Annotated in this window: 20 protein-coding genes and 1 tRNA gene; 11 read left to right on the forward strand and 10 right to left on the reverse strand. The window is 64.7% G+C overall.

What is annotated here, in order from left to right; translation table 11 throughout:
• The first annotated feature begins 97 nt into the window (after positions 1-97).
• A complete protein-coding gene (locus GL300_RS05575; protein ID WP_155038617.1) occupies positions 98-2,464 on the forward strand; it encodes a transglycosylase domain-containing protein in 2,367 nt (788 codons plus the stop codon).
• Between the two features lie 48 nt (positions 2,465-2,512).
• Here GL300_RS05575 and GL300_RS05580 read toward each other — a convergent pair whose 3' ends face one another.
• Entirely contained in the window at positions 2,513-3,109 is a 597-nt protein-coding gene (locus GL300_RS05580) for an MlaC/ttg2D family ABC transporter substrate-binding protein (protein WP_155039208.1), read from the reverse strand.
• A complete protein-coding gene (locus GL300_RS05585; protein WP_246195094.1) occupies positions 3,099-3,830 on the reverse strand; it encodes an MlaA family lipoprotein in 732 nt (243 codons plus the stop codon). Before GL300_RS05585 ends, GL300_RS05580 begins: the two co-directional genes overlap by 11 nt.
• A gap of 137 nt (positions 3,831-3,967) precedes the next feature.
• Between GL300_RS05585 and GL300_RS05590 the strand changes: the two genes are divergently transcribed.
• Together GL300_RS05590 and GL300_RS05595 are read left to right on the forward strand one after the other, a co-directional pair.
• On the forward strand, positions 3,968-5,710 hold the full coding sequence (locus tag GL300_RS05590; protein WP_155038618.1) for a type I secretion system permease/ATPase: 1,743 nt from the start codon (positions 3,968-3,970) through the stop codon (positions 5,708-5,710).
• Entirely contained in the window at positions 5,707-7,104 is a 1,398-nt protein-coding gene (locus GL300_RS05595; RefSeq protein ID WP_155038619.1) for an HlyD family type I secretion periplasmic adaptor subunit, read from the forward strand. The genes GL300_RS05590 and GL300_RS05595 overlap by 4 nt, the downstream gene beginning before the upstream one ends.
• Before the next feature lie 100 nt (positions 7,105-7,204).
• On the opposite strand, the gene argF is transcribed toward GL300_RS05595, so the two are convergent.
• From argF to GL300_RS05615, 4 genes are all read right to left on the reverse strand, one after another.
• Complete coding sequence (gene argF, locus GL300_RS05600; protein WP_155038620.1) at positions 7,205-8,131, reverse strand: ornithine carbamoyltransferase; 927 nt, start codon at positions 8,129-8,131, stop codon at positions 7,205-7,207.
• A 98-nt stretch (positions 8,132-8,229) separates the two neighbouring features.
• A complete protein-coding gene (locus tag GL300_RS05605) occupies positions 8,230-8,706 on the reverse strand; it encodes a GNAT family N-acetyltransferase (RefSeq protein ID WP_155038621.1) in 477 nt (158 codons plus the stop codon).
• Entirely contained in the window at positions 8,699-9,868 is a 1,170-nt protein-coding gene (locus GL300_RS05610; protein ID WP_155038622.1) for an aspartate aminotransferase family protein, read from the reverse strand. Before GL300_RS05610 ends, GL300_RS05605 begins: the two co-directional genes overlap by 8 nt.
• Before the next feature lie 167 nt (positions 9,869-10,035).
• Positions 10,036-10,857 carry an ABC transporter permease gene (locus GL300_RS05615; protein ID WP_225612081.1) on the reverse strand — a complete coding sequence of 274 codons (822 nt, stop codon included), beginning with the start codon at positions 10,855-10,857 and terminating at the stop codon, positions 10,036-10,038.
• 128 nt (positions 10,858-10,985) lie between these two features.
• On the opposite strand from GL300_RS05615, the gene GL300_RS05620 reads away from it, so the two are divergent.
• Entirely contained in the window at positions 10,986-11,603 is a 618-nt protein-coding gene (locus tag GL300_RS05620; protein ID WP_155038623.1) for a GcrA family cell cycle regulator, read from the forward strand.
• A gap of 1 nt (position 11,604) precedes the next feature.
• A complete protein-coding gene (locus GL300_RS05625) occupies positions 11,605-12,060 on the forward strand; it encodes an NUDIX hydrolase (protein WP_155038624.1) in 456 nt (151 codons plus the stop codon).
• Positions 12,061-12,071: 11 nt separating this feature from the next.
• On the opposite strand, the gene GL300_RS26600 is transcribed toward GL300_RS05625, so the two are convergent.
• On the reverse strand, positions 12,072-12,659 hold the full coding sequence (locus GL300_RS26600) for a thermonuclease family protein (protein WP_246195095.1): 588 nt from the start codon (positions 12,657-12,659) through the stop codon (positions 12,072-12,074).
• An 857-nt stretch (positions 12,660-13,516) separates the two neighbouring features.
• Between GL300_RS26600 and metG the strand changes: the two genes are divergently transcribed.
• The 6 genes from metG (at position 13,517) to lpxK (ending at position 18,970) form a co-directional block, all read left to right on the forward strand.
• Positions 13,517-15,235, forward strand: a complete 1,719-nt coding sequence (gene metG / locus GL300_RS05635; protein WP_155038625.1) for a methionine--tRNA ligase — start codon at positions 13,517-13,519, stop codon at positions 15,233-15,235.
• Between the two features lie 42 nt (positions 15,236-15,277).
• Positions 15,278-16,198, forward strand: a complete 921-nt coding sequence (rocF, locus tag GL300_RS05640) for an arginase (protein ID WP_155038626.1) — start codon at positions 15,278-15,280, stop codon at positions 16,196-16,198.
• Between the two features lie 41 nt (positions 16,199-16,239).
• Positions 16,240-16,325, forward strand: a tRNA-Leu gene (locus GL300_RS05645).
• A 152-nt stretch (positions 16,326-16,477) separates the two neighbouring features.
• Positions 16,478-16,723 carry a DUF4170 domain-containing protein gene (locus tag GL300_RS05650; RefSeq protein ID WP_155038627.1) on the forward strand — a complete coding sequence of 82 codons (246 nt, stop codon included), beginning with the start codon at positions 16,478-16,480 and terminating at the stop codon, positions 16,721-16,723.
• A gap of 25 nt (positions 16,724-16,748) precedes the next feature.
• A complete protein-coding gene (locus tag GL300_RS05655) occupies positions 16,749-17,984 on the forward strand; it encodes a 3-deoxy-D-manno-octulosonic acid transferase (RefSeq protein WP_155038628.1) in 1,236 nt (411 codons plus the stop codon).
• Between the two features lie 2 nt (positions 17,985-17,986).
• Positions 17,987-18,970, forward strand: a complete 984-nt coding sequence (lpxK, locus tag GL300_RS05660) for a tetraacyldisaccharide 4'-kinase (RefSeq protein WP_155039212.1) — start codon at positions 17,987-17,989, stop codon at positions 18,968-18,970.
• Here lpxK and GL300_RS05665 read toward each other — a convergent pair.
• Genes GL300_RS05665 through GL300_RS05675 form a run of 3 tightly spaced genes read right to left on the reverse strand, consistent with a single transcriptional unit; the run spans position 18,952 to position 21,289 of the window.
• Positions 18,952-20,076, reverse strand: coding sequence for a CaiB/BaiF CoA transferase family protein (locus tag GL300_RS05665; protein WP_155038629.1), 1,125 nt, complete (start codon positions 20,074-20,076; stop codon positions 18,952-18,954). The genes lpxK and GL300_RS05665 overlap by 19 nt on opposite strands.
• Entirely contained in the window at positions 20,076-20,738 is a 663-nt protein-coding gene (locus GL300_RS05670; RefSeq protein ID WP_155038630.1) for a DsbA family protein, read from the reverse strand. The genes GL300_RS05665 and GL300_RS05670 overlap by 1 nt, the downstream gene beginning before the upstream one ends.
• Positions 20,735-21,289, reverse strand: coding sequence for a DUF721 domain-containing protein (locus GL300_RS05675; protein WP_225612083.1), 555 nt, complete (start codon positions 21,287-21,289; stop codon positions 20,735-20,737). The genes GL300_RS05670 and GL300_RS05675 overlap by 4 nt, the downstream gene beginning before the upstream one ends.
• Between the last annotated feature and the right edge of the window lie 56 nt (positions 21,290-21,345).

Below are 21,345 nucleotides of genomic sequence, written 5' to 3' on the forward strand. Positions count from 1 at the left end.
GCAGTTCACTCATAGGTCATCTCGGTTCTCAAACTGTTCCGCTTCCTGTATCTTGCCGCTCAAATTGGCCGGGCATCGGCCGGGCAGGAAAGCAGGCATGAAGAAACCCACCGGCAGGGGCCGAATTGTGGCTGATAAGCGCAATTTCGACCAAGCCCCTCAGAAAACTCAAAAAACCGCCGAAAAGAAGCAGCGGATCTATCGCCAGAAGCCCGCAAGGCGCGGCAATTTCCTGACTCGGGGAATCACCGGGCTGATCGTTCTGGTCTGGCGCGTGCTCTGGGGCTCGTTCTGGCGGCTGGGGGCGACGGTCGGCGCGATCGTCGCGGCGGCGACCTTCTACTTCTACACGACGCTGCCCGAACCCTCGGCACTTTTCGACGGGCGTGCCCGCGGTTCGGTCACCATGCTGGACACCGAGGGCCGGGTTTTTGCCTGGCGTGGCGAAACTTTCGGCATGGTCAGCGCCGACAAGATCGCGCCCGTGCTGAAGGATGCCGTGGTCGCGACCGAGGACAAGCGATTCTACCGCCATCTGGGCGTCGACCCTCAGGGCATCGCCAGCGCCATCCGGATCAACCTTGCCGAAGGGCGCGGCCCGCTGTCCGGCAACGGCGGTTCGACCATCACCCAGCAGGTTTCGAAACTGCTGTGCCTTGGCGACAGCTTCGACCCGATCAAGTGGAAATCCGAGGCCGACTTTGAGGCCGAGTGCCGCAAATCGACCATCTGGCGCAAGGTCAAGGAAGTCCCCTACGCCCTGGCGATGGAGCTTAAATACTCCAAGCAGGACATCCTGAACATCTACATGAACCGCTCCTATCTGGGTGCGGGCGCGCGCGGCTTTGAGGCCGCCTCGAAGCGCTATTTCGACAAATCCGCATCGGAAGTGAACGCAGCCGAGGCCGCGATGCTGGCTGGCCTGCTGAAAGCCCCCAGCTATTTCGCGCCGACCTCGAACCTTGAGCGTGCGCAGGACCGCGCCAGCGTCATCCTTGGGCTGATGCATGATCAGGGCTATCTGGACGATGCGCAATTCGCCGAGGCCAAGTCCCATCCCGCCGCGCTGTCCAAGGCGGCAGCGGCGCGGGCGGGCGGCTATTTCGCGGATTGGGTAATGGAGGCCGGTCCCGGCTTCCTGACCAGCGAAACGACCGAAGACGTGACCATCGCCACCACCTTCGACCAGCGCATCCAGCGCGCGGCCGAGCGGGCGCTGAAGCGGATCTTCGACGAAAAGGTCGCGGGCGGTTCCAAGGCACAGGCGGCGGTCGTGGTGATGTCACCCGACGGCGCCGTGCGCGCCATGATCGGCGGCCTCGACAATACCGTCAGCGGCACCTTCAACCGCGCGACGCAGGCGATGCGTCAGACCGGCTCCAGCTTCAAGCCCTTCGTCTATGCCGCGGCGCTGGATCAGGGCTACAGCCCGAATGACCGGGTTCTGGACGGTCCGCTGACCATCAACGTGCGCGGCTCGGGCCCGTGGTCGCCGCAGAACTACACCCGCAAATACATGGGCGAGGTCACGCTGACCCGCGCGCTGTCGCAGTCGCTCAATACCGCCACCATCCGCCTGCAAGAGATCGCCGGACGTGATGCGGTGCGCCGCATTGCCCATGATTTCGGCTTTGCCAATGATCTGGCCAGCGGCCCCGCGCTGGGGTTGGGCGCGTCGGAATCGACGCTGCTGAACATGACCGGCGCCTATGCGGGTATCCGCAACGGCGGCACCGCCGTTCGTCCCTACGGTCTGGTCGAACTGCGCATCAAGGGCGACGATCAGGCGCTGATCGGGCAATCCGGCGGCATGGGCCAACGCGTCATTTCGCAAAAGGCGGCGGGTGAGCTGATCGGCATGATGGAGCAGGTGATCCAGAACGGGACCGGCGGTCGCGCCAAGCTGGGCAACCGCCCCGCTGCGGGCAAGACCGGCACCACCTCCAGCTATCGCGATGCGTGGTTCATCGGCTTCACCGGCCAATATGTGACCGGTGTCTGGTTGGGCAATGACGATAACAAGCCGCTGAAGGGCGTGACCGGCGGTGGTCTGCCGGCCGAAATCTGGCAGGCGGTGATGACCGAGATCCACGAGGGTCTGCCGGTCGAATCGCTGGGCAGCTTCGCCTTTGACGCGGGCACTGCGGTGCCGCAGGTGGTGAACACGGGCAGCGACGGTGCCGTCGACCCGCTGGCCGCCGCCCTGTCCGAGGCGCTTGGCCAGCCGCAGCCCCAGCCGACCGCACCCGCCGAAACCGACCAGCCGCAGGCCACCGACCCGGCGCAATTGCAGCCGCAGGCGGGCCGCACCCTGCCCGATCCGGGCGTCCAGACCGGCGCGCCGCCGCAATTCCCGGCCGAGACCTCATCGACCGCGGGACTGGGCGAGGATACCGAGATGACCCCCGACAACGACCCGCTGACACAGGCGTTGCGCGGGATCGAAGGGGTTTACAAGCAATGACAAAAGGCCGGTCTTACGACCGGCCTTTTCCATTCACCCGTGGCGGTGTTAGCCCGCCTTTTGCAGATCGGCGGTCAACCCGGCCATGTCGCCCTTGCGCCGGGCCAGCATGGCGCCGACCTCGGCCCGCTCCGAGGCGAGCATGTTCACACCCTCGATGATGATGTTGAAATAGCGGCTTTTCCCGGACTTGTCCGAGACATGCCACTCGACCTCCATCGGGCTGCGCCCCTTGAGATAGGCGACCGAGGTCACCGCAAAGAAGGACTTCACCGGGCGTGCGCCGGTCACCTCGATCTTGGACCCGACGAACTCGCGGAAACGCTTGCCGTATTTGCGCCCGATATAGCCCTGGAAGGCCTGCTTGTAGGCCTCGAATTCGGCCGGGCTGGCCTGCCGCGCCGCCGGACCCAGCGCCGAACGCGCGATGATGTCGACATCGGCATAGCGCGCAAAGATCGCCTCGAAGGATTTGTACATCTGCGCCGAGGGCTGGCCGGAATTGATCACGGCATAGACCTCGTCCAGCGACTTCTGCACCAGCGAGCTGGCCTGCGCGGTGTCCAGCGCCTGCGCGGGCATGGCCGTCAGGGCGATACCCGCCCCGATCAGCCCCAGAAAGCCGCGGCGCGTCTCATTCGGCATAAGGGTCAATCTCGTCTCCTTCTTCGCCAAGTTCATGGCGGCGATGCTGCAACCAGATCAGCCGCGTCTGCGCATAACTATCGGCGCTTTCATGCAGGATGGAATCGACGGAATCGCTGAAACGCGCCCGCTCACCGGCTTTTGACACGGCGCGCGCGCCCAGCCCGATCAGCCATTCGTCAAGGTTCAGCACGGCATGCATCGGATCGATTACCAGATCGACAACTCTACCCACCGTGTCGCGCTCGGTCGAGGGACCCAGCAGCGGCAGTTCCAGATAGGCCCCCTCGGGCACGCCCCAGACAGCTAGGGTCTGGCCGAAATCTGTATCCTGCTCAGGCAGGGCGAAATCCGCCGTCGCCGGATCAAGGAAACCCGCAAGCCCCAGCGTCGAGTTCACAAGGAAACGGAAGGTCGTCTTAACCGCAGGCTCGGCCCGGCCCTGAAGTACATGGTTCAGCGCCTTGCCCGGCTGCGCCAGGTTCGAGCCGAAGTTTCCGATGCCCTGCAGCGCGTAGCTGCCCACCCCCGGCTTGTCCCCGCCCGAGGACATGCCCGAGGTCGCGGGCTTGATGACATTGGCGTCCAGCCCCCGGTTGAAGGCATGGACCTGCCGGTTCATCGGCTCATAGGGATCATTGATGCCCTCGGCTCCCGGATTCCCACTGCATGCGGCAAGCCCGGCAATCGCCGTGGCGGCGAGGATCATCTTGCAGGTCAATCTTCTGGCAACCTTCAGCTGTTATAGGCAGGTTTCGACCGTCAGGCATATTCAACCGTTGATCGTCACAGCTTTTGGGATATGCGCTGTAACCGGAACCGACAAGACGGGTCGGAAGGAACAAGGGGAAAACCGGCATGGCTTCGCCGCCGATACATCACGACGGACTTTCCGAGCTGCGCCGCGCGCGCGCCGGATCGTGGCGCCTCTTCGGGTTTGTCGGGCTGTTCTCCTTTGCGGTGAACCTTCTGATGCTGACCGGACCGCTGTTCATGATGCAGGTCTATGACCGGGTGCTGGCCAGTCGCTCGCTGGAAACGCTGACCGCGCTGTTCCTGCTGGTAGTATTCCTGTTTTTGTTGATGGGGTTGCTGGATTTGGCGCGCAGCCGGGTCATGGCCCGCGTCGCCGCGCGTTTTCAGGACCGTCTGGAAGGGCGGGTCTTTACCGCCGCCCTGCAGGATGGCAGCGCCACCGGCTCTGAAGCCGCGACCAAGGGCGGCATGCGCGATCTTGAGGCCGTGCAGCGCCTGATCGGCTCACCGGTGCTGATGGCCTTGTTCGACATTCCATGGGCGCCGTTCTTCCTAGCCGCGGTCTATGTCTTTCACCCGCTTCTGGGGGCTGTCGCCACCGCCGGGCTGGTGATCCTTGTCGGCTCGACCCTTCTCAACCAGATACTCAGCCGCGATTCGCTGCAAAGGGCGGCGATCGCCTCGCAATCGTCGGATCGCATGTCCGACCTGTTCCGGGATGAAGGTGAGCTGATCGGCGCGCTCGGCATGCGTCGGGCGACCTTCCGCCGCTGGCAAACTGCCCGCGACCGCGCCACCGCCGCCACGATCGAGGGGCAGGACCGCGCCGCCGCCTTCACCGTCTTTTCGCGCAGCTTCCGCCTGTTCCTGCAAAGCGCGCTTCTGGCCGCCGGGGCCTATCTGGTCCTGCGCCAGGAGGTGACGCCGGGCGCGATGATCGCCTCGTCGATCCTGATGGGTCGGGCGCTGGCTCCGGTCGAGCAGATCGTCGGCGGCTGGCCCATCGTGCAACGGGCGCAGGACGGCTGGAAACGGCTGGGCGCGCTGCTGTCGCGCCGTCCGCCTGCCGTGACGCGCACCCCCCTGCCGCGCCCCGCCGCCCGGATCGAGGTCCGTAACCTTACCATCGTGCCGCCGGGACAGAATGTGGCGATCCTGCGCGGCGTCAGCTTCGACATCGCCCCCGGTCAGGCCATGGGCGTGATCGGACCGTCAGGCGCTGGCAAATCGACGCTGGCCCGCGCGTTGATCGGCGCATGGCCCGTCGCAGGCGGCTCGATCCGGATGGATGGCGCGACCTTGGATCAATACGACCCCGACGTGCTGGGCAGCCTGATCGGCTACCTGCCCCAGCAAGTGACACTGTTCGACGGCACCATCGCCGAAAACATCGCCCGCCTCTCGCCCGAGCCCGATCCCGCCCAGATCGTTGCCGCCGCCACCGCAGCTGCCGCGCATCGGATGATCCTCGACTTGCCGCAAGGCTATGACACCCCGGTCAGCCAAGCGGGCGGGCGGCTTTCGGGCGGGCAGATCCAACGCATCGGCCTGGCACGCGCGCTATATGCCGATCCCGTCCTGTTCGTTCTGGATGAGCCGAACTCCAACCTCGACAACGAAGGCTCGGCAGCGCTGAACACGGCGATCCGCAGCATCAAGGCGCGCGGCGGCGCGGTGATCATCATGGCGCATCGTCCCGCTGCCATCCATGAATGCGAACTGCTTCTGATGATGGATCAGGGCATGCGCCGCGCGTTTGGGCCACGCGACGACGTTCTGAAATCCATGGTCCGCAATGCCGACCAGATCAACCGCGCCCAAGGCCAGGGCGGAGGCGTGTCATGACCGATCCCCGACCGGCAGCCCCCGACCTGCCCATCGCCGCCACCCCTGCCAGCACCTCGGGTCCCGCCAAAGTGCCCAGTCCGCCCCCGCCACCCCCGGTCCGCCCCGACTGGTCGGCGCGGGGCTCGGTCGCGCTCGGGCTGTTCGCGCTGGCCCTGCTGATCGGCGGCTTCGGACTCTGGTCGGTTGGCGCACGCATCGCCGGGGCTGTCGTCGCCTCGGGCCAGGTCGAGGTCGAGCAGCGCCGCCAGATCGTCCAGCATCCGGATGGTGGCGTCGTCTCGGAAATCCTTGTGCATGAGGGCGAAAGCGTCGCGGCAGGACAGGTTCTGATCCGGCTGGACGGCGCGCTTCTGGGCACAGAACTGACCATCGTCGAGGGTCAGTATTTCGAAATACTCGCCCGCCGTGGCCGTCTGGAAGCCGAGCGCGCCGACATAAAGGACATCGCCTTCCCCGAGGAACTGACCCGTCAGGCCAGTACCCGCCCCGAGCTTGCCAACCTCATGGAGGGACAGGCCAGCCTGTTCCGCGCCCGGCTGGACACGCTGACCCAATCGCTGGGCCAGCTTTCGAAACAGTCCGAACAGGTGCAATCCCAGATCCGCGGCATCGACGCCCAATCGGTCGCCCTGCAGCAGCAGCGCGACTTCATCTCGCAGGAATTGCGCGACCAGCGCTCGCTGCTGGAAAAGGGCCTCGCCCAGGCCTCGCGCGTGCTGGCACTGGAACGCGAGGCCGCAAGGCTGGACGGACTTCTGGGCGAGGCGACCGCCAATCGCGCTCAGGCAGAAACCCAGTTGGCCGAGATCGACCTGTCACGTCTGGAAAAATCCGCAGCCTATCGGCAAGAGGCCGAAACCGAGCTGCGCGACCTCGGCTATCGCGAGCTTGAACTGGCCGAACGCCGCCGTTCGCTGACCGAACAGATCGCCCGGCTTGAAATCCGTGCACCCGTCGCCGGCGTCGTGCAGGAATTGCAGATCACTACGCCCCGCTCGGTCATCCGCGCCGCGGACCCGATCCTGTACATTATCCCGCAAGACCGGCCGCTGGTCGTCGCCGCCCGCATCGCCACGATCAATATCGATGAGGTCCATCCCGGCCAGCAGGTGGTTCTGCGCTTCTCGTCCTTCTCGTCGCGCACCACGCCCGAGATCGACGGCATCCTCAGCCGCGTGTCGCCCGACACGCTGGTCGACCAGACCACGCACGTCCCCTATTACCGCGCCGAGGTCACCATCCCGCCACAGGAACGCGCCAAGCTGGAAGGACTCAGCCTCATCCCCGGCATGCCGGTCGAAGTCTATGTCCAGACTGGCGAACGCAGCCCCTTCGCCTATCTGGTCAAACCCCTCAGCGATTATTTCATCCGCGCCTTCCGCGAAAACTAAGAAAAGCAAAAGGGCGCGGCCCCACAGCCGCGCCCAATTCTTTCTTGCCCAAATATCCCGGGGGAGTCGCGCGGCACGCGCGGCGGGGGCAGAGCCCCCCTTACAGCCCCAGACACCAGCGCATGACGGCCTTTTGCGCATGCAGCCGGTTCTCGGCCTCGTCGAAAATCACCGAATTCGGCCCATCCATCACCGCGCTCGTGACCTCGTCATCGCGATGCGCGGGCAGGCAATGCATGAACAGCGCGTCGGACTTGGCCTGCGCCATCAGCGCCTCATTGACCTGATAGCCACGCAGCTGGTTATGACGCCGCTCACGTGCCGATTGCGGATCATGCATCGAGACCCAGGTATCGGTCACCACCAGATCCGCGCCCGCGACGGCCTTCGCCGGATCGCGCTCGATCAGGGCCTGCACACCCTGTGCGCGGGCGAATTCCAGCGCCTCAGCCTCGGGGTCCAGCGTCGAGGGGCCGGTGAAGGTGAAGTCATAGCCGAACTGCCCGGCGGCATGGATCATGCTGGCACAGACATTGTTGCCATCGCCCGACCAGACCACCTTGCGCCCGGCGATCGGGCCGCGATGCTCTTCAAAGGTCATCACATCTGCCATGACCTGACAGGGATGGGTGCGGTTCGTCAGCCCATTGATCACCGGAACGCTGGCATATTCGGCCATTTCCAGCAGCGTCGCTTCCTCGAAGGTGCGGATCATGATCAGGTCGACATAGCGCGACAGCACGCGGGCGGTATCGGCGATGGTCTCGCCATGGCCCAGCTGCATTTCCTTGCCCGACAGCACCATGGTCTGCCCGCCCATCTGGCGCACGCCCAGATCGAAGCTGACGCGGGTGCGGGTCGAGGGCTTTTCGAAAATCAGCGCGACCATGCGGTTCTTCAGCGGCTGATCGGCATCGGGTGCCCCTTTCGGCTGGCCGTTGCGCGCATCCTTCATCCGACGCGCCGCATCGATCATGCCCCGCAGCTCGGCCTTGTCGGTGGTGTGGATGTCGAGAAAACTGTTCATTTGCTACTGTCTTTCGGATTGATCCGGCAAGGAAGCCGCTTTGCCGGTGTTAGGTCAAGGCCCGTGGCCCGTTTCACGCGGTGGGGAAAGACAAAGCCTCATCGGAGACGCGTCATCACACGCGCCTTGCTGCCATCCTCGGTCAGCCGCAGATCGCTGCCGGAAAAACCGGCCTTTTCATAGGCGCGGATGGCGCGGTGATTGTCCGGCGCGGGGTCGATGACCAGAACCGACGCCTCGACCAACAGGATATCGGACAGCGCGGACAGCCATTGCCCGCCACGACCAAAGCCATCCGGCCCGGAGAAGCAGTCGATCGCCAGCGCATCGGCGGGCAGGTCGTGGAAATGCGGCGCGTTCCAGTGATGCGCCGGATAGACCTGCGCATAGGCAATGGCCGCGCCATGTTCCAGCACCAGCCATTGCCGCATCGCGGGTTCGTCCAGATCCTCGGCAATCCCGGCCAGCTGCGTCTCGGCCCCGCGCCACCAGCGCGCGACCTCGGGCAGGCGCAGCCAATCCGCCAGCAGGGGCAGATCGGCGCGCGTGACAGGCCGGAAGCCGAACCTATCCATCCAACCTGTCGGCCGCCCGGTCCAGCCGGGCCACCGCCTCAGAGATGTCCTCGTCGCTGATGTTCAGCGGCGGCAGCAGGCGCAGGGTGTCATCCGCCGCAGGCACCGTCAGGATCTGCTCGGCATAGCCTGCCTTGACCAGATCGCCCGGCGCGACGCGACATTTCAGCCCCAGCATCAGCCCCTGCCCCCGAATCCCTTCAAAAACATCGGGATGGGCCGCAACCAGACCTTCCAGCTTTTGACGGAACAGACCGGCCTTGCGATTGACCTCGGCCAGAAATTCCGGCGCGGCGATAATCTCCATGACTTTTGCGCCAACCGCGCAGGCCAAGGGATTGCCGCCATAGGTCGAGCCATGCGTGCCAGCGACCATGCCGGCCGCGGCGCTTTCGGTGGCCAGAACCGCACCCAGCGGGAAGCCGCCGCCGATACCCTTGGCGACCATCATGATATCGGGCGCGACCCCGGCATATTCATGCGCAAACAGCTTGCCGGTCCGGCCCATGCCGCATTGCACCTCGTCCAGAACCAGCAGCGCGCCGGTCTGGTCGCAAAGCGCGCGGATCAGGCGCAGGTCCTCATCGGATAGCGGGCGGATGCCGCCTTCGCCCTGAATCGGCTCGATCATCACGGCGGCGGTGCGGTCCGAGATCGCCGCCTTCAGCGCGTCCATGTCGCCCCAGGGCAGCTGGCGGAAGCCGGGCATCAGCGGACCAAAGCCCTTGACCATCTTTTCCGACCCGGCCGCCGCGATGGCACCGGTCGAGCGGCCGTGGAAGGCCCCTTCAAAGGTCAGGATCTCGAAACGGTCATCGCCCTGCTCGGCCCAGTATTTGCGGACCATCTTGATCGCAAGCTCGGCCGCCTCGGTGCCGGAGTTGGTCAGGAAGGCGGTGTCGGCAAAGGTGTTCTCGACCAGCAGGTCGGCCAGCCGTTCCTGCTCGGGGATGTGATACAGGTTCGAGACATGCCAGATCCGCCCGGCCTGTTCGGTCAGCGCGGCAACCAGTGCCGGATTCGCGTGACCCAGCGCATTGACCGCGATCCCCGCGCCCAGATCCAGATATCGTGTCCCATCCGTCGTGATGGCCCAGCTGCCCTCGCCTCGTTCAAAGGCAAGATCGGCACGGTTATAGGTCGGCAGGACATGCGGAATCATGGAGTGGTCCCTTTGCAGACATGGGCCGCTAAATGCGAATACCCGGAAATGACGGAAAGGCAGGCGGGATCGGACGCTGAAGAATCAACGTCGGGGACGGGCGTGATATGCGGTCCGAATGATCATGCCGGTCGCATAGCGCGGAACGCAGCGTCACGCAACGGGATTCACGGCTTCATCCGATGGCCCGAGCACAGCAACCGCCAGACCGCGTAAAGCACCAGCATGGCCGTCAGCACCGACACGACCAGCGCCCGTGCAACCGGCGCGTCCGAGACCCCGGCAATGCCGTAACGCGCCCCGTCGATCAGATAAAAGATCGGATTCCAATGCGCCAGCGTGGCGAAGGGCTGGGGCAGCGCCTGCACCGAATAAAATGTGCCCGACAGGAAGGACAGCGGTGTCACGATGAAATTCGTGATCGCGGCCATCTGGTCGAATTTTTGGGCAAAAATCGCTCCCAGCATGCCCAATCCCCCCATCACCAGCGCCCCCAGCACGATGAAGCTCAGCGCGATCAGCGGATGTGCGATGCCCTGCCCGATCAGCGCCGCCATCCCCAGCGCGATGACGACGGCCACGATCAGCGCCCGCACCAAGGCCCCGATCAGATAGCCCGCCATGATCTCGGCCGCGGACAAGGGCGGCATCAGCGTGTCGACGATATTTCCCTGCATCTTCGAGGAGATGATGCTGGAAGATGTGTTGGCGAAAGCGTTCTGGATCACCGTCATCATCAGGATGCCCGGTCCCAGAAAGACCAGATAGGGCAGCCCCATGACCTCGCCCCGGTCGCGCCCCAGCGCTAAGGCGAAAACCATGACGAACAGACCCGCCGTCATCAGCGGCGCAAAGACGGTCTGCTGCCAGACATTCATGAAGCGCATGATCTCGCGCCGAGCCAAGGTCCACAGGCCTAGCCAGTTCACGCGGCCGAAACGGCGCACGCCCATCTGTCGAAAACCGGGGCCGGGTTGGACGACACTCATCTGCGCTCCTTGAATTTATGGGTTCGGGCAGGTAAATCTGGCTATCCCCGGTTTAAGACCGGGTTCCGCGGAATTGAAGCCACTAGCACGAGAGCGCCGGGATGGACCCGGTGCAGGAAAGGCAAGCCATGTCCTGGACCGATGAGCGCGTCGAGACGCTGAAACGCATGTGGGCCGAAGGCCAGTCGGCCAGCCAGATCGCCAAAGAGCTGGGTGGCGTCACCAGAAACGCCGTGATCGGCAAGGTGCATCGCCTTGGCCTGTCAAACCGAAACGAGGACGGAACCGAAATGCCTGCCGCACCCGCTGCGCCCGAGGCGAAGCCTGCGCCCCAGCCCACCGCTGCTGCAGCCCCTGCCCCGCAACCCAAACCCACCCCGGCCCCCGAGCCCGCGCCGAAACCCGCTGCCGCCGCTGCTCCGCAGCCCGAGGCCGCACCGGCGCCGCAGCCGGTGAACTTCAACCGCCGGCCGATCGTGCCCGCGGGTCAGCCGCTGCCGCCGCAGCCCTCGGCCAATGAGATCAGCCCCGAGGCGCTGGCCTCGGTCCGCGAGGTCGAGAAGCGCGCCCGCAAGCTGTCGCTGATGGAACTGACCGAGCGGACCTGCAAATGGCCGATCGGCGACCCGGCGACCGACAAGTTCTGGTTCTGCGGCCTGCCCTCGGCAGCCGGAAAACCCTATTGCGAGGCCCATGTCGGCGTCGCCTTCCAACCGATGAGCTCGCGCCGCGACCGTCGGCGCTAAGTTGGCGCATTTTCCCCGGCTCGCCGCGCTGGCCGTCCTTGTGGAGGCCAAGCGCGTGCTGCTGGTCCAGCGCCGTAATCCGCCGGATGCGGGCCTTTGGGGTTTCCCCGGCGGCCATGTCGAGCCGGGCGAAACCGCGCTGGACGCCGCCGCCCGCGAACTGGCCGAGGAAACCGGCGTCATCGCCCGGCCGCGCGCCTATATCGACAATATCGACATGATCGAACGCGGGGCCGATGGCGCCCTGCGTTTCCATTTCCTGCTGGCGGCGGTGCTGTGCGACTATGTGTCGGGCGAACCCATCGCCGCCGATGACGCGCTGGATGCAGGCTGGTTCCCGGTCAGTGACATCCTTGCCGGATCCAAGCCCCTCAGCGCAGGCGTCGCCGCCACCCTGCGGCGCGCCGTGGCGACATCTGCAGGCTCATGCGTGACTTCAGGCGGCGACAGCACCTGACATCAACTGCGCTATTTTGCGTTGCGCGCCGCCTGCTTGGCATCGAACTGCTCCCAAACGGCCATACGCCCCTTTTGACGCGCATCTGCAAGCCACAGCTTTTTCCGTGCATCCGGCGTTTCGAGCGACCGGTATTTTCCACCAGAAAACTTTGCCCAATCCAGCGCCAAGCCCAGCTTGACCATTTCTGCCGATAGGTCACGACCATCCCGCAACGAGCACTTCGCAACGGTCCGACCGTGGACATCCTGCTCGATGAGCTCTGCCCGGATCGTTTCCCCCTTGCAGAGCGAGGTCAAAGCCCATTTCGCATTCTTCCCGTAAGGGTGATTCAGCTCGGCGGCATCAATTCCGAACAGACGTATCTGCGTTTTCCGGATGACCAGCGTATCGCCGTCAATCACAAAGGCCGAACCTTCGAGGATGCGACGATCCACGATCGGCTTTGCACTTCCTGCATCGAAGGGAATGACGTTTTCGCGTGGTGTCCGCGGTTGTTCTTTCGTTGACCGAGACTTCTTGCTGCCCTTGCGGCCAAGCAAAACGGCCAGCACGACTGCAATGAATAAAACGAGAGATATGACTTCCAATTGACGCAACCCTAAGCGCTTTACGACGCGATTCCTAAAGCGCTCCAGTCGATCAATGCCTGTGGGAACGCAATAGCGATAAAGCCGCGCATGCTGGAAACGATACAAAAGTATATTTTGCGGCTAACTTGGGTCGCCAGTCATGGCTGCCTCTGCACCAAACGAGCGGCGACAGGATTTTGCAAAAAGACTTTGCCTTTCCATCAGAAATAATGACAGAAATTTCAACGGTGTGGCGCCGAAGTCGGGCCCCGCAATTGGGAAGCCGTAAATGAATTGGGGAGCCGTAAATGATTGGAAGTGACCAAGACTCAATCGTACCCGGACTAAGCCAATACATCTGGTTGCTGTCCGGAGGCGCGGCCATCCTTCTGGCAATCTTATTCCGAGGGCGTGGCCCCCGTATCGGACGGAATGAAGCAGCAAGCTCAGTCTTAATACTGCTGTTCCTGCCAAAGCTGGGACTTCTTCAGCTGTTCTTTGGATCGATGATGGCGCGGCTAAGTGTTATCTACCTGAGCTCTAATCCCTCCTCGATGATATACATGGCTCCTGCCCTTACCGTTTCGCTCATCTCTATCGCAAAGTTCGTAGCCGACCGACTGGTCCGATCGTCCGGGTCATGAAGCAGATACCTCCCCGACGCTGGCCTCCCGCCCTAACCGGCACTCTCCCAAGCAGCACCTTCACAGTGCACAGACTTGGGCAGCCGGTGTACGCCCAGTGACCCAGCACCCCCAGCATTCGCTGGCTTTTCCACACCGTTCGCAGGACGGCGTTGCGCTGGACGAGGGGGCAATGTCCGCAGGACTTTCCATCTTGACGCTTCGCGGCTAGACATGGCGCCGATCAAAAGGACGCATCCCATGGCCCGGCATCTCATCACCTCGGCGATCCCCTATATCAACGGGATCAAGCATCTTGGAAACCTCGTCGGCTCGCAGCTGCCTGCGGACCTTTATGCGCGCTACCTGCGCCAGCGGGGGCATGAGGTGATGTTCATCTGCGCCACGGACGAGCACGGCACCCCCGCCGAGCTTGCCGCCAAGAAGTCCGGCAAGCCAATCGAGATCTATTGCGCCGAAATGCACGAGGTGCAGGCCGGGATCGCGCGCAATTTCGGCCTCAGCTTCGACCATTTCGGTCGCTCCTCCAGCCAGCGCAACCACGTCCTGACCCAGCATTTCGCCGGGAAACTGGATGAAAACGGCTGGATCACCGAGGTCGAGGAAAAGCAGGTCTATTCGATCGATGACGGCCGCTTCCTGCCCGACCGCTATATCGAGGGCACCTGCCCCAACTGCGGCTACGATAAGGCGCGCGGCGACCAATGCGAGAACTGCACCAAGCAGCTTGACCCGACCGATCTGATCAACCCGCGCTCGGCGATCAGCGGCTCGACCAATCTGGAAGTCCGCGCGACCAAGCACCTTTACCTGCGCCAGCGCGCGCTGAAGGACCAGATCGCGGAATGGATCGACAGCAAGAAAGACTGGCCGATCCTGACCACCTCGATTGCCCGGAAATGGCTGAACGACGGTGACGGGCTGCAGGACCGTGGCATCACCCGCGATCTGGATTGGGGCATCCCGGTCCAGAAGGGCGACCAGCCTTGGCCGGGGATGGAGGGCAAGGTCTTCTATGTCTGGTTCGACGCACCAGTCGAATATATCGCCGGCACCGCCGAAGGGACCGACGCCAAGGGCCTGCCCGACAGCGAATGGCGCCGCTGGTGGCGTCTGGACGAGGGTGCCGAGGACGTGACCTATACCCAGTTCATGGGCAAGGATAACGTGCCTTTCCATACGCTTAGCTTCCCTGCGACGATCATCGGCTCGGGTGAGCCGTGGAAGCTGGTCGATTACATCAAGTCCTTCAACTACCTCACCTATGACGGCGGCCAGTTCAGCACCTCGCAAGGTCGCGGCGTGTTCATGGATCAGGCTTTGTCGATCCTGCCCGCCGATTACTGGCGCTGGTGGCTGCTGAGCCATGCCCCGGAATCCGGTGACAGCGAATTCACCTGGGACAATTTCCAGCAATCGGTGAACAAGGATCTGGCCGATGTGCTGGGCAACTTCGTCAGCCGTATCACCAAATTCTGCCGCAGCAAATTCGGCGAGATCATCCCCGAGGGCGGCAGCTATGGCCCCGAGGAAGAGGCCCTGCTTGACGCCCTGACCGCCCGCATACGCGCCTATGAAGGCTTCATGGACGGGATGGAGATCCGCAAATCGGCTGGTGAACTGCGCGCGATCTGGGTGCTGGGCAACGAATATCTGCAATCGGCGGCACCTTGGTCGACCTTCAAGACCGACCCGGAAAAGGCCGCGATGCAGGTGCGTCTGGGCCTGAACCTGATCCGGCTTTACGCGGTGCTGTCGGCGCCCTTCATCCCCTTTGCGGCAGATGCGATGCTGGCGGCGATGCAGACCGATGACCGCAACTGGCCCGTGGACGCCCGTACAGCGCTGGCAACGCTGCCCGCAGGTCATGCCTTCACCACGCCCGAGGTGCTGTTCGCCAAGATCAGCGACGAGGATCGCGACGAATGGCAGGATCGCTTCAAGGGGATCCGTAGCTGATCCAAGGGCGTTGGGTCAGTCCAATCCATAGCAGGAGGAACGATGACCCATTGCATCCTGATCGGTTGCCCCGTCGATGAAGGCCAGCGCCGCGCCGGTTGCCTGATGGGCCCGGCCGCCTATCGGGTGGCGGGGCTGGCCCGAACCCTGACCGAGCTTGGCCACACGGTCGAGGATCGCGGCGATGTCATCCCCGCCGCTGGCCGGGGCCAGACCTGCGACAATCCCGCCGTCCATCACCTGCCCGAGGTGATCGCCTGGACCGAGGCGCTTTCTGCCTCGGCCAGCGCGGCGATGCCGGATGGCGTACCGATCTTCATGGGCGGCGACCATTCGCTGTCCCTGGGAACGGTGGCTGGGGTGGCGGCTCATGCGCAGGCCGAGGGTCGCCCGCTTTTCGTGATCTGGCTGGATGCGCATAGCGATTTCCACACGGTGCGGACGACGACCTCGGGGAACCTGCATGGAACGCCGATGGCCTATGCCGCCGGACGCGCGGGATTCGAGCCCTTTCCGCCCTTCCCCGCCCCCGTTCCGGGCCAGAACATCTGCATGTTCGGCATCCGCTCGGTCGATCCGGCGGAACATGCTGCGCTTGAGGAAACCCGGATCACCGTGAACGACATGCGGGTTCTGGACGAACATGGCATTGCCGCTCCGCTGCGGGCCTTTCTGGACCGGGTGCGGGCCGAAAACGGGCTGCTGCATGTCAGTCTGGATGTCGACTTCCTCGACCCCTCGATCGCACCCGCCGTCGGCACCACCGTTCCCGGCGGCACCACCTTCCGCGAGGCGCATCTGGTCTGCGAGCTTTTGCACGAATCCGGGCTGATGACCTCGCTCGATCTGGTCGAGCTGAACCCATTCCTTGATGATCGCGGGCGCACTGCCAAGCTGATGGTGGATCTGGTCGGATCGCTGATGGGACGCAAGGTCTTCGACCGCCCGACGCGCAGCTTCTGACCTTGCCAATTGCCGTCCCGCCCGCTAGCCACGGAACAGGCGCGGGCGTGGCGGAATGGTAGACGCATGGGACTTAAACTCCCTGGGGCGCAAGCCTGTGCGGGTTCGAGTCCCGCCGCCCGTACCATCCCCGACAGACCGGGACTGGCCGCCAACCTCGATCCTGCGACTGACGCGATTGTGTCCGCCCTTGCGGACCTTCGATAAGACCGTTTGCCCTTGGTTCCTCTGCCCGGCTCGGATAGGTTCGCGCCAGATTGCGACAGCAGGAGAAACAGGATGCCTCAGCGTCTTCACCTCGTCTTCGGGGGCGAGCTCGTGGACCCGTCCCGGACGGAATTCCGTGACACCAAGAACATTCACGTCGTCGGTATTTTCCCCGATTACGACAGCGCCTTCGCCGCGTGGAAGGCCGAGGCCCAGCGGACCGTGGACAGCGCCCATACCCGCTATTTCATCGCCCATCTTCACCGCCTGCGCGACGAAGAACGCGAGATCAGCCCGACCGAGGAACTCGGCAGCTGATCGCGGCCGGACAGGCGGATAAGGGATGCCCCCTCCGGGACAAGTAGGCTCGTCTCTGGCCCTGTGGCTGCATCTGCGGCGGCGCTCGGCCCTGGGTCCGAGCGGTGCCGCGCCGCCCGAGGCCCCGCCGGGCAGCGGCACGCTGATCCTTGTCCATCTGTCCGAACGCGCCGATGAACCACTGCCTATTCAGGGCGTGGTCAAGGCGCTGCTGGTGCGCAGGCCGGGCCTGCGCCTTGCCTTTACCGGCGCGCCACTACCCGAGGACGCCCTGCCCGCAGGCGTCAAATCCACCCATCTGGGCCAGCCACGCGACCCGACGGCGGTCCGCGACATCATCGACAGGCTGAAGCCGCAAGCGCTGCTGCTGATCGGCGGACAACTGCCCTCGGCGCTGATCACCGGCATGGCCGAGGACCAGCTGCCGGTGGTGTTGGCCGAAGCCCGGCTGACCGATTACGAACGCCGCGGGTTGTGGCGCGGTATGGTCAATCGCGGGTTGATGCAGCGCCTGTCCCGCGTTCTGGTCCCCGACATGGCCGCCGGAGCCACCGCGCGCCAGCTTGGCGCCGCGCCCGAGCGGATCGAGATGACCGGCCCGGTGACCGAAACCCTGCCCCCCCTGCATGCCAATGAGGCCGAGCGCGCGGCCCTTGCCCAGATCCTGCGCGGCCGCCATGTCTGGCTGGCCGCCGCCCCCACCTTCCCCGAGATCAAGGCCGCTCTCCGCGCCCATCATCTGGCCTTGCAGCACAATCACCGGGCGCTGCTGATCCTCGCCGCGCTGCCCGAGGATCTGGTGCCGGCCATCCGTGCCGAGGCCGAGACGTTGGGCCTTGCCAGCGTCCTGCGCTCAGAAGACGAAGACCCCATGGCCGATGACCATGTGCTGATTGCCGATGACCCCTATGAAATGGGGCTGTGGTATCGCTTGGCCCCGGTGACCTTCATGGGCGGCACGCTTTTCCCCGGCCCCGGCCTTGCCCCACGTCATCCGTTCGAACCCGCGGCGCTGGGTTCGGCGATTATCCACGGCCCGATGCCCGGCACTTATGCGGCAGAATGGGTGCAACTGGGCGGCGCTTCGGCGGCGCGACAGGTCAGCGATGCCGAGACGCTCAGCCGGGCGGTCTCGGACCTGACAGCCCCCGATCAGGCCGCGATACTGGCGGGCAATGCGTGGTCGGTCAGCACCGGCGGCGCGGCCGTCATCCGCCGCATCGCCGACGCGGTGATCGATGCGATGGAGGAAGCGGATTGAGCCTGCGCGCCCCAGATTTCTGGTTCCGACTACCCGGTCTTGCGGCCCGGGCCTTGTCGCCGCTGGGCGCGCTATATGCGGCGGGAACGGCGCGCCGGGTTGCGGGTGGCGCGCGCCTCCGCCCCGGCGTTCCGGTAATCTGCGTTGGCAATATCAACGCGGGCGGGACCGGCAAGACGCCCTCGACCATCATGTTGGCGCAACGGCTGCAGCAGCGCGGCGTCGATGTGCATATCGTCTCGCGCGGGTTTGGCGGCACCGAAAAGGGCCCGACCCGCGTCGATGAGGCACGCCACCGCGCCGAACAGGTCGGCGATGAGCCGCTGCTGATGGCGGCCTTTGCCCCGGTCTGGGTTGCGGATTCGCGGGTCGAGGGTGCAAAGGCGGCAGTCGCGGCGGGGGCGCAGGCGATCCTGCTGGATGACGGCTTTCAGGACCCGTCGCTGCATCACGACCTGTCGCTGGTCGTCGTCGATGCGGCAAAGGGTTTTGGCAACGGGCTGTGCCTGCCCGCCGGACCGCTGCGCGAGCCGGTCAGCCGCGGACTTGCCCGTGCCGACCTGTTGCTGTCGATCGGAGAGACTGACGCGCAGGACGCATTTGCCGCGCAATGGGGGACGAAACTTACGCTGCCGCATCTGCGCGGGCGCCTTGCGCCGCTACAGACCGGCATGGACTGGCAGGGGTTGCGGGTGCTGGCCTTTGCCGGCATCGGCCATCCCGAGAAGTTCTTCGCCACGCTGCGCAGCCTGGGGGCCGAGATCGCACGGGCGGAACCGCTTGAGGATCACCAGCCCTTCACCCCTGCCCTGCTGACCCGGCTGGAGACCGAGGCGCGGCTGTCCCGCGCCCAGTTGGTCACCACCGAAAAGGACGCCGCCCGCCTGCCGCGCAGCTTCCGTCCGCAGGTTCTGGCCCTGCCCGTCCGGCTGGAGTTGCAGGATGCAGCCCCGCTGGACGAGAGGCTTCAGGCGCTGGGGTTGTGATCGCCCTCGCCCAGCCGTGGCGAGGCCCGATCCAATGACAGTTCGGCCTCGGAAAAGCGGATGGGCAGGCGCAGCCCCGGCACGCCCTGCGGCGAAATCCGCAAGCCCCGCGCCATAATCTGCGGGTCGGCAAAGACATCCGCCATGTCGTTGATCGGTCCGGCAGGGACGCCTTCGGCCTCCAATGCGGCCAGAAGATCGTCGCGCGTCCATGTCACGGTCACGGCGGACAGCGCCGCGCTCAGCGCCTCGCGATTGGCGATGCGGTCGGCATTGCTGGCATAGGCGGGCGCATCGGCCAGCGCAGGCAGGCCTAGGACCGCACACAGCCGCCGATATTGCCCATCATTCCCGGTCGCGATGATGATCCAGCCATCGGCGCAGTCAAAGACCGCATAGGGCACAAGGTTCGGATGGGCATTGCCCAGCCGCGACGGCGCCTTGCCGGTGGCCAGATAGTTCATCGCCTGATTGGCCATGACAGTGGTTGCCACGTCGAACAGCGCCATGTCGACATGCTGCCCGCGCCCGGTCGCGTTGCGTTGGTTCAGCGCGGCAAGGATGCCCACGACCGAATAGACGCCGGTAAAGATGTCCACCACCGCCACGCCGACCTTTTGCGGCTGGGCGTCAGGTTCGCCGGTGACGCTCATCAGCCCGGACATGCCCTGAATGATGTAGTCATAGCCCGCGCGATGCGCGTAAGGCCCGGTCTGACCGAAACCGGTCACGCTGCAATAGACCAGCCGCGGGTTCAGGCCGACAAGGCTGGCATAGTCGAGCCCGTATTTCGCAAGGCCGCCGACCTTGAAGTTCTCGATGACCACATCGGCATCCGCGATCAACTCGCGGACCTTGGCCTGCCCTTCTGGGGTGCGGAAATCGGCCGTGACCGAGCGCTTGCCGCGATTGGTCGTATGGAAATAGGCCGCTGCCCGCTCGCCCTCATGCTCGATGAAAGGGGGACCCCAGCGTCGGGTATCGTCCCCTTCCGGAGCCTCGACCTTGATGACCTCGGCCCCCAGATCGGCAAGGATCTGGCCGGCCCAGGGACCGGCCAGAATACGGGCAAGCTCGACGACCTTCAGGCCGGCAAGCGGGGTCATTACTTCTTCTCGGCCTCGGCGATCTTGGCGTCGATGATCTTCTTCATGTCATCCCAAGGCTGGTTCTGGACCGTTTCGCCCGCGATGATGAAGGTCGGCGTACCTTCGATCTTGTCGGCGGTCGCGTTCTTCTGGAAGGTGGCGACCAGATTGGCGACCTGCTGCTTGTCGGCCCAGCAAGCATCCATCTGCTCGGGCGTCATGCCGGCCTTGGCACCGACCTTGCGCAGGTTCGCGGCGATCTCATCGCCCGATTTCGCGTTCAGCCAGGTTTTCTGATCGTCGAACAGCAGATCCGAGACGGCGTAGTATTTCGAGTCACCGCCGCAGCGCGCCAGGATACCCGCCCACAGGCCCACCGCGTCGAAATAGACATCGCGCTGAATGAACTTGACCTTGCCGGTCTCGATATACTCGGCCTTCAGCTTGGGCCAGTTTTCCTCATGGAAAGCCGCGCAATGGCTGCAAGTGAAGCTGGCATATTCGACGATCGTGACCGGGGCGTCGGCATTGCCCAGCGCGATATCCTCAAGGATCTTGCCCTCGGGCATCTGCTCCTCGGCGGGCGCGGGCTGGGCTTCTTGCGCCATGACCGGCGAGACCACGGAAAAGGCCAGCGCGGCCGTGGCGGCAGCGATCAGGGAACGGCGGGTGGAAATCATGAATTGGCCTTTCGGTCGTTGGTGTCCCGGCGGGACAGGATGTTCAGCGCCATCTGCCGCATCGCGGCCGAAAGCTGGGGATCGTCGAAATCCTGCGCGATTGCTTCCGCGCGGGCGATGCGGGCGGGATCGGGTGGCGCCGTCCGGCGCGGAGCGGCAAAGCCCGCCTGTTCTTCGGCAAAGCCATTCGCATCGGCAAATCCGGTGGGCGCGGTCTGGGTCAGGCTGATCCGCGACACCGCGTTGAAGCCATAGCAGGCGTTCACCTTCTGGCGGATCTGTTCCAGCTGCATGTTGATCATCGGCGCGCGCGCGCCCGCGACCAGCAGCGTCAGGGTCGCGCCGAAGCCCTTGCCATGGCTGATCTTGACGGGGCGGGCATGGGCTGCGATCTCGGGGCCGACCACCTCGGCCCAGTTGGTCAGCAGCCGCGCGACGGCAAAGCCGCGCTGCTCACCCACCGAGCGGACCCGGTGCGCGACAAGATTTGCTGCGGCCTCGAACCCGCGCATCCGACGGCGCGGTGAACTATCGGGTTTCTTCTGGGCCATAGGGTGACCATGTGATTAAGCTGCGCGCAGTCTGGACCGAGCCGCGCGCGGACGCC

The organism is Paracoccus litorisediminis (genome assembly GCF_009711205.1).
Classification (GTDB): Bacteria; Pseudomonadota; Alphaproteobacteria; order Rhodobacterales; family Rhodobacteraceae; genus Paracoccus; species Paracoccus litorisediminis.